The sequence below is a fragment of the Streptomyces sp. NPDC002853 genome, assembly GCF_053591915.1.
In genome coordinates this window covers 373,244-381,018 of sequence record NZ_JBSFUS010000011.1, presented here as the reverse complement: position 1 = coordinate 381,018, position 7,775 = coordinate 373,244, and the positions used below count along the sequence as shown (strand labels likewise).

General features: G+C 72.5%; 6 protein-coding genes. 2 read left to right on the top strand and 4 right to left on the bottom strand.

Going from position 1 to position 7,775, the window contains the following annotated elements:
* Positions 1-134 precede the first annotated feature (134 nt).
* From ACWD02_RS30595 to ACWD02_RS30580, 4 genes are all read right to left on the bottom strand, one after another.
* Positions 135-2,558 (bottom strand): transglutaminase TgpA family protein, encoded by a 2,424-nt coding sequence (locus ACWD02_RS30595; RefSeq protein WP_451215992.1) that lies wholly within the window; start codon positions 2,556-2,558, stop codon positions 135-137.
* Between the two features lie 67 nt (positions 2,559-2,625).
* Entirely contained in the window at positions 2,626-3,993 is a 1,368-nt protein-coding gene (locus tag ACWD02_RS30590; RefSeq protein WP_451215989.1) for a DUF58 domain-containing protein, read from the bottom strand.
* The gene (locus ACWD02_RS30585) at positions 3,993-5,012 is read right to left on the bottom strand and encodes an AAA family ATPase (RefSeq protein ID WP_363208238.1); all 1,020 of its coding nucleotides are present in this window, start codon (positions 5,010-5,012) and stop codon (positions 3,993-3,995) included. Before ACWD02_RS30585 ends, ACWD02_RS30590 begins: the two co-directional genes overlap by 1 nt.
* Positions 5,013-5,238: 226 nt before the next feature.
* On the bottom strand, positions 5,239-5,859 hold the full coding sequence (locus ACWD02_RS30580) for a beta-class carbonic anhydrase (RefSeq protein WP_451215986.1): 621 nt from the start codon (positions 5,857-5,859) through the stop codon (positions 5,239-5,241).
* Between the two features lie 357 nt (positions 5,860-6,216).
* Here ACWD02_RS30580 and rsmH point away from each other — a divergent pair, with 357 nt between their 5' ends.
* A complete protein-coding gene (gene rsmH / locus ACWD02_RS30575; protein WP_451215983.1) occupies positions 6,217-7,173 on the top strand; it encodes a 16S rRNA (cytosine(1402)-N(4))-methyltransferase RsmH in 957 nt (318 codons plus the stop codon).
* 48 nt (positions 7,174-7,221) lie between these two features.
* Positions 7,222-7,773, top strand: coding sequence for a cell division protein FtsL (locus ACWD02_RS30570; RefSeq protein ID WP_451215980.1), 552 nt, complete (start codon positions 7,222-7,224; stop codon positions 7,771-7,773).
* The last annotated feature ends 2 nt before the right edge of the window (positions 7,774-7,775 follow it).

Below are 7,775 nucleotides of genomic sequence, written 5' to 3'. Positions count from 1 at the left end.
GCCCAAATCGCATCCCCGATTTACCCCACCTCATAATCCCCCCGCACGTCCGGCCCCGGCCCCCCCCCGCACCCCGGGGGGCGGCCGGCGCCCTACGTGTATTCAGCTCTGCGTGGGTTCAGCCCCCGGCTGCTTCAGCCCTGCTGCCGCGACGGCCGTGAAGGCCTCCGCAGTGCCGCCCACCGCTTGGCGACCCGCTCGGACCCCCGTGCCTTGACCGCCGTCCAGCGGTCCGAGACCGCCCACACCACCCGTGCGGCCGAACGCGGGGCGAGTGTCGCCCGCAGCCGTGCCGAGCGGTTCGACGTGGCCCACAGGCCGTCCGACACACGCCGCACGTCATCGGCCAGGCCCGCCGTCAGCTGCGGCCGTGGCGCATAGAGCACCTGTTCGACCGCAGCGGCCAGCCGGTGGACCGATTCCGCGGGTGCCGCGGTGAGCTGACCGATCCGTACGATCCGGGCGGCCGCCTTGCGCGGGGTCTGTGACTCGTCCGGCGCGATCCCGTGGTCCCAGGCCGTGTCGGTCACCTCGAGCCAGGCGGCGAGGGTCCGCGCGGCCGCGTCCGCCTCCGTACGGCCCGTCGAGCCCAGGCGCACCGCACGGATGCGCCGGCGCCACAGCATCGGCAGCAAGGGCAGGCCGAGGACCACCAGCGCCCCCAGGGTCACCGCCACGATCGTGTCGATCGGCGGTCCGTCACCGCCCGAACCGCCCGCGACCGCCGGGGCCGTGCTCGCGCAGCCGCCCTGCCGCTGCTGGTCGGGCGGGCAGCTCGCGGAGGCGGAGGGCTCGTCGGACGGCGCCGACGACGAGGTCGGCTCCGGCGCCGCCGGGTCGCTCGCACCGTCGGAGGGGGTGTCCGGACGCGTGTACTCCGGCACCGTGCCGCGGTTCGGGGTGGGCTCGAAGCGGGTCCAGCCCACGCCCTCGAAGTACAGCTCGGGCCAGGCGTGCGCGTCCCGCAGACCGACCGACATCGAGCCGTTCGCCTGCGCGGCGCCGGGCGTGAAGCCCACCGCCACGCGCGCCGGGATGCCCAGGGTCCGCGCCATCGAGGCCATCGCGAACGAGAAGTGGACGCAGAAGCCTTCCTTCTGCTCCAGGAAGCGGGCGATCGCCGCCGGGCCGCTGCCCGCGCGCACCTGCGTGTTGTAGGTGAAGCCGCCCTCCGAGGCGAAATAGTCCTGGAGATTGACCGCTTTCTCGTAGTCGTTCGACGAGCCCTTGGTGATCCTGCGGGCCTCGGACGCCACCACGGACGGCAAGGTGTCGGGCACCTTGGTGAAGTCCCGCGCGATCTGCCTCGGCGGCTCGGCGGCGTTGGCCAGCTGCTCGGCCGTGGGCTCCACGATGAGGCTCTTGACCTCGTACTGCGCGCCGCGTGTCGTCTGCCCGCGGTCGCCCACCAGAGCGCGCCCCACCGGCTCGTACCGCCAGCGGCCGTTGATCTTCACCTCGCTCGCCGGGTAGGGCATCGGCAGCCAGTTCTGCGCGTAGCTGTCGGCGGCCGCGATGTTCGTCTGGATCTCGCTCCTGCGGACGTCGGGGTAGAGCCCCGGCGGGTCCTCCAGGCGCGGGGGTACGTCCTCGATGCTGCGGACGGTGGTCTTCCAGGTCGTGCCGTCGAACTGGTCGAGGGAGACGATCCGCAGGTAGAGGTTCTCCGTCTCCTTGGCGTTCGTCTTGTACGAGATGACCTCGCGGTCGTCCGGTTCGTTCAGGCTGTCCTGGAGCGCGACCAGCGGATTGACCGCGGAGATCGTGCCGCCACCACCGGAACCCGAACCTCCGGCGCCGCCGGAACCGTTGAGGAGCCCGCCGTCCAGGGCGGGCAGCGCGAGCGGCACCACCAGGGCGATGCCCAGGGCCACCGCGCCGATGCGCCGGCCCGTGCGGACCGGCGCGATCGCACCGCTGTCGGTCTCGAGGCCCCCGGAGATCCGTCCCGGCGCCCGCGCCGCGCCCCCGAAGACCCGCCCCCACTGGGAGAGCCGGTCCCGGCCCTCCGCCAGGAGCAGCAGCAGATACCCGGCGGCCGCGAGCAGGAACCACAACCACCCGGCGCCGTCCCCGGAGAGCCCCGCCGCGACCGAGTACAGCGCGAGCAGCGGCAGACCCGCGGGCGCCGCCGTACGGAACGTGACCGCGAGGGCGTCCACCGCGAGGCCGATCACCAGGACGCCGCCGACCAGCATCAGCCGGATGCCGTCACTGAGCGGCGCCGGGATCGCGTACTGCCCGACGTCGTTGCCGCCCGCCTCGAGGAGCAGCCCGAACTCCCGGAACACGTCGGGGCCCGGGATCACCCCGCCGATCGCCTGCCTGCGGGCGAACACCAGCGTCAGCATCAGCAGCGTCACCAGGGCCTGCACCGCGACCGTGACCGGCCGGGCCAGCGGGACCCGCCGGGTGAGCGCACCCACGCCGCTCTGCAGCGCGAGCAGGATCGCCGCCTGGACGAACCACGTCGCCGGATCGACGAGCGGCAGCAGCGCCCCCGAGGCCATCAGCGTGGCCGCCGTGGCACAGAGCGCGAGTCGCGCGCGCCCACTCATGAACGTCCCCCTGTTGTCGTGCCCTTGGTCCTGCCTGCCGGGCCGCCGATCGCCCCCGGCCCCCGCCTCATCCCCAGCCCCCGGTCGTCGTGCCCGCCGTGGGAGCCGGGCCCGCGCCTGCCCGCAGATGGTCGGCCTGACGCCACAGGTCCACCAGGGCGGCCCCGGGAGGCACCGCCACGGCCGTCCAGCCCGCCTCGCGCAGCATCCGGACCCGCTCGTCGCCGGGGCCCGCGGGAGCGCCGCCGGAGCTCTGCGCCCAGACCGTGGCGTCCAGGACGAAGGCGACCGCGGCGCCACTGCGCTGGCGCATCTTGGCGGCCACCGTCGCCTGTTCCTCGTCGAGGTCGCCGAAGAAGGCGATCAGGAGGCCTTCGTTGCCGCCGCGCAGCACGTCGTACGCGGGTGAGAGCCCCGTGCCGTCCGAGTGGTCGATCACCGCGAGGGTGTCCATCATCAGCCCTGCCGCGTCCGCCGACTCCTGGCTCGCGCCCGCGAAGCCGTCCGAGCCCTCGCCGGGCACGGAATTCCCGGTGTCCGTCAACAGCCGTACGGAAAAGCCCCGTTCGAGCATGTGGACCAGCGTGGACGCCGTGCCCGACACCGCCCACTCGAAGGCCGAGTCGGGCCCGGCACCCCGGAAGGCCCGCGCCCGGGTGTCGAGCAGGACCGTGCAGCGGGCCCGCTGCGGCTGCTCCTCGCGGCGCACCATCAGCTCCCCGTAGCGAGCCGTGGAGCGCCAGTGGACGCGGCGCAGGTCGTCGCCGTGGCGGTAGCCCCGCGGGATCACGTCGTCCTCGCCCGCGAGGGCGAGCGAGCGGTTGCGCCCGTCGCCGTACCCCTTGGCCTCGCCGGTGAGCCGCACCGGAGGCAGCGCTTCCACCCGCGGGATGACCGTCAGGGTGTCGTACGTGGAGAAGGAGCGGGTCAGTTCGCACATCCCGAAGGGGTCCGTCAGACGCAGTTGCAGCGGGCCCAGCGGATAGCGCCCCCGCAGGTCCGAGCGGACGCGGTAGGAGACCTCACGGCGGCCCCCCGCCTCCACCCTGTCGAGCACGAACCGGGGCCGTGGTCCCAGGACGTAGGGCACCCGGTCCTGGAGCATGAGCAGCCCCGTGGGCAGCCGCGAGACGTTGTCCATCCGCAGGTGGACCCGCGCCTCCGAACTGGCGGGCACGCGCCCGGGGGAGAGCCTGCGGCTGCCCGCGACGCGGTAGCGCGTGCGGTAGAGCACCGTCGCGCACACCAGCGGGAGCACGGCGAGCAGCAGCCCGACCCGGAGCAGATCACTCTGCCCCAGGACATACGCGCAGATGGCCGCGGCGACCCCGGCCGCGAGGAACGAACGCCCGCGCGTGGTCAGACCCGCGAGCGCGGTCCGCAGTCCGCCCTTGCCCTCCTCGTCCTGCGCCGGCTGCGGCCCCCCGGCCGCCATCACAGCCTCCGTGCGCCGGGCGGCTGCTGGTTGAAGTAGCCGCTGTTCGGCTGGACGGCGGCGGGCACGGGCGTGCGCTGGAGGATCTCCAGGACGACGGATTCCGCCGTACGCCGGTTCAACTGGGCCTGGGCCGTGGGCAGCAGCCGGTGCGCGAGCACCGCCACGGCGAGGGCCTGGACGTCGTCCGGCAGCGCGAAATCGCGGCCGCTGAGCGCCGCGGAGGCCTTGGCCGCCCGCAGCAGGTGCAGCGTCGCGCGCGGCGACGCCCCGAGTCTCAGGTCCGGGTGGTTGCGGGTCGCCGCCACCAGGTCCACGGCGTACCGCCGTACGGCCTCGGCGACGTGGACCGTGCGGACCGCGTCGATGAGCTTCACGATGTCGTGCGCGTGCGCCACCGGCTGGAGGTCGTCGAGCGGCGAGACACCGCCGTGCACGTCCAGCATCTGCAGCTCGGCCTCCGCGTTCGGATAGCCGATCGAGACGCGCGCCATGAAGCGGTCGCGCTGCGCCTCGGGGAGGGGATAGGTCCCCTCCATCTCGACGGGGTTCTGCGTCGCCACCACCATGAAGGGGCTCGGCAGCTCGTAGGTCTGCCCGTCGATGGTGACCTGGCGCTCCTCCATGGACTCCAGGAGCGCCGACTGCGTCTTGGGGGACGCGCGGTTGATCTCGTCGCCGATCACGATCTGCGCGAAGATCGCGCCGGGCTTGAACTCGAAGTCCCGGCGCTGCTGGTCGAAGATCGACACACCTGTGATGTCCGAAGGCAGCAGATCAGGCGTGAACTGGATGCGCCGCACGGAGCAGTCGATGGACCGTGCCAGCGCCTTGGCCAGCATGGTCTTGCCCACGCCCGGCACATCCTCGATCAGCAGATGCCCCTCGGCGAGGAGCACGGTCAGCGAAAGCCGTACGACCTCTGGCTTGCCCTCGATCACACCCTCGACCGACCCGCGGACACGCTCCGCTGTGGCGGTCAGATCTGTGAGGCTCGCTCGATCGTCATAGGTCGTCACCCGGCCCTCCTCGGACACGTTCTCCCGGGCCGACGCATGTGTGTGCGGCCCGGCCCACCCCGAATCACGGACACCACGCACGAATCGTTCAGCGTGGTGCCCACCCCGCATTCTTGTTGGGCATACCGGGTTGTGTCACTCGCCCGCGGATAACTGGCGGCGATATGTCAGCTCTTACGGCCTTTTGCCTGCCGAGGTGTTCCGGAAAGATCGGCTCCGGACCCGGTCACGCAGGGTCGATCTCCCGCAGCAGACCGGTGGTCACATCGAAGACGAATCCCCGCACATCGTCGGTGTGCAGGAGGAACGGCGAGGTCCGCACCCGCTGCATCGACTGGCGTACGTCCTGATCGACGTCCCGGAAGGACTCCACCGCCCAGGCGGGCCGCTGGCCGACCTCGAGCTCCAGCTCGTGCCGGAACTCCTCGGTGAGGCTCTCCAGACCGCAGCTGGTGTGGTGGATCAGCACGACGCTGCGCGTGCCGAGTGCGCGCTGGCTGATCGTCAGGGAACGCATGACGTCGTCGGTGACCACGCCGCCCGCGTTGCGGATGGTGTGACAGTCGCCCAGCTCGAGGCCGAGCGCGGCGTGCAGATCGATGCGGGCGTCCATGCAGGAGACGACGGCCACGCCGAGGACGGGGCGTGCGTCCATGCCCGGGTCCGTGAAGCCGGACGCGTACCGCTTGTTCGCCTCGACGAGGCGGTCCGTGACGGTGTCGCCGGCGGCTATGCCGCCGGTCTGCTCTGCGGGGAAGCCCGTGGGCGATGCGGAAGTCGACATGGCTACGACGGTAGTCGGCACTGATCGCCGGGGCCCGCTGTGAGAAGGGACAAAGAACGTCAATGAGCCTTGTTGTGAGCTAACCCACAGGGGTGCGGCGGCTACACCCGAACGGGTGACGAGGCGTCTTTCGCGGTCCGTCGACGACCCGTCCGCGACGCGCAGGCCAGTTGATTGACCGGGCGACACGGTGGACTAAAGTGACGCGAAGTGGGAGCCGTGACCCTGCTCCCAGCTGGACTGTTCACCCGGAGATTCCCTGAATCCCCCCACGTGCGCGACGCGTACGTACGGCTCGGCCTCCTCCCGCTCCCGGTCGGCTGACGCCACTTCCCCGGCGCCAGCAGGCCATTCCCCTTCTGGAGCGGGCGGGGACCCGGCCGTGCGCACCGCGCTCCGCGCCGGACCTGAGAGGGCCCTTTGAGCCACACCCGACACGTCCCGGTGATGCTCCAGCGATGCCTGGACCTGTTGGCCCCCGCGCTCGCCGAGCCGGGCGCGGTCGTCGTCGACTGCACCCTCGGACTCGGCGGCCACAGCGAGGCGCTGCTCTCCACCTTCCCGTCGGCCCGCCTCATCGGCCTCGACCGGGACAAGGAAGCCCTGCGGCTCTCCGGGGAGCGGCTCGCCCCCTTCGGTGACCGGGCCGACCTCGTGCACGCGGTCTACGACGAACTGCCCGAGGTGCTCGACCGGCTCGGCATCGCGAAGGTGCAGGGCGTCCTGTTCGACCTCGGCGTCTCCTCGATGCAACTCGACGAGGCCGACCGGGGCTTCGCCTACGCGCAGGACGCGCCCCTGGACATGCGCATGGACCAGACGACCGGCATGAGCGCCGCCGAGGTCCTCAACACGTACGCACCGGGTGAACTGGTGCGGATCCTGCGCCAGTACGGCGAGGAGAAGCAGGCCAAGCGGATCGTGAGCGCGGTCGTCCGCGAGCGCGAGAAGGAGCCGTTCAGCAACAGCGCGCGGCTCGTCGAGCTGATCCGTGACTCCCTGCCGCAGGCCGCCAAGCGCACCGGCGGCAACCCCGCAAAGCGCACCTTCCAGGCCCTGCGCATCGAGGTCAACGGCGAGCTGAGCGTCCTGGAGGCGGCCATCCCGGCGGCCGTGAAGGCGCTCGCCGTCGGCGGCCGCATCGCCGTCCTGTCGTACCACTCGCTGGAGGACCGGCTGGTCAAGCAGGTGTTCGCGGCCGGCGCCGCGACGACAGCCCCGCCCGGCCTGCCCGTCGTCCCCGAGCGCTACCAGCCCCGGCTCAAGCTGCTCACACGCGGCGCCGAACTCCCCACCGAGGAAGAGGTCGCCGAGAACCGCCGGGCGGCCCCGGCACGGCTGCGGGGTGCGCAGCGCATCCGCGAGGAGGCTCCGTGAAGCGCGCCCGCCGGGAGGACCCGTGAACGGCGTCCCTGAGGAGGCCCCATGAGCAAGAAGCCCGAGCTGCGGGGGAGGGCCGCCCGCCTGGCGCGGCTGCTGCCGTCGGGGCCGAGCCAGGCCGCGCGCACGCCGTTCGTGCTGCTCGTCGTGCTGCTGCTCGGCGGCGGTCTGATCACGCTGCTGATCCTGAACTCCTCGCTCAACGAAGGCTCGTTCCAGCTGAGCGAGCTCAAGAAGGAGACGACGGAGCTCACCGACCAGGAGCAGGAGCTCCAGCGGGACGTGGACGCCTACGCCGCCCCTGAGGCCCTCCAGCGCCGCGCCCGTGAGCTCGGCATGGTGCCGGGCGGTGACCCGGCCTTCCTGAACCCGGACGGCACCGTGCGCGGCGTTCCCGAAGCCGCCGAGCAGTCCTCCGCGCTGCGGCCTGATCCGCGCCCGCAGGAGGTGGCGTCCCCGGCGCCCTCGGTCTCGCTCCCGGTGGCTCCGTCGCCCACACCACTCCCGGCGTCCCCGGCGCCCTCCGCCCCGGCACCGGACGCCTCGCCCACGCCCCACCCCTCCGCGACGCCCGGCCCCACGACCTCCGGCAGGTGACG

Excerpts from the sequence above, each read along its gene's own strand:
- ACWD02_RS30595 (WP_451215992.1), bottom strand. The coding sequence starts at position 2,558 with ATGAGTGGGCGCGCGCGACTCGCGCTCTGTGCCACGGCGGCCACGCTG.
- ACWD02_RS30590 (WP_451215989.1), bottom strand. The coding sequence starts at position 3,993 with ATGGCGGCCGGGGGGCCGCAGCCGGCGCAGGACGAGGAGGGCAAGGGC.
- ACWD02_RS30570 (WP_451215980.1), top strand. The coding sequence starts at position 7,222 with ATGAGCAAGAAGCCCGAGCTGCGGGGGAGGGCCGCCCGCCTGGCGCGG.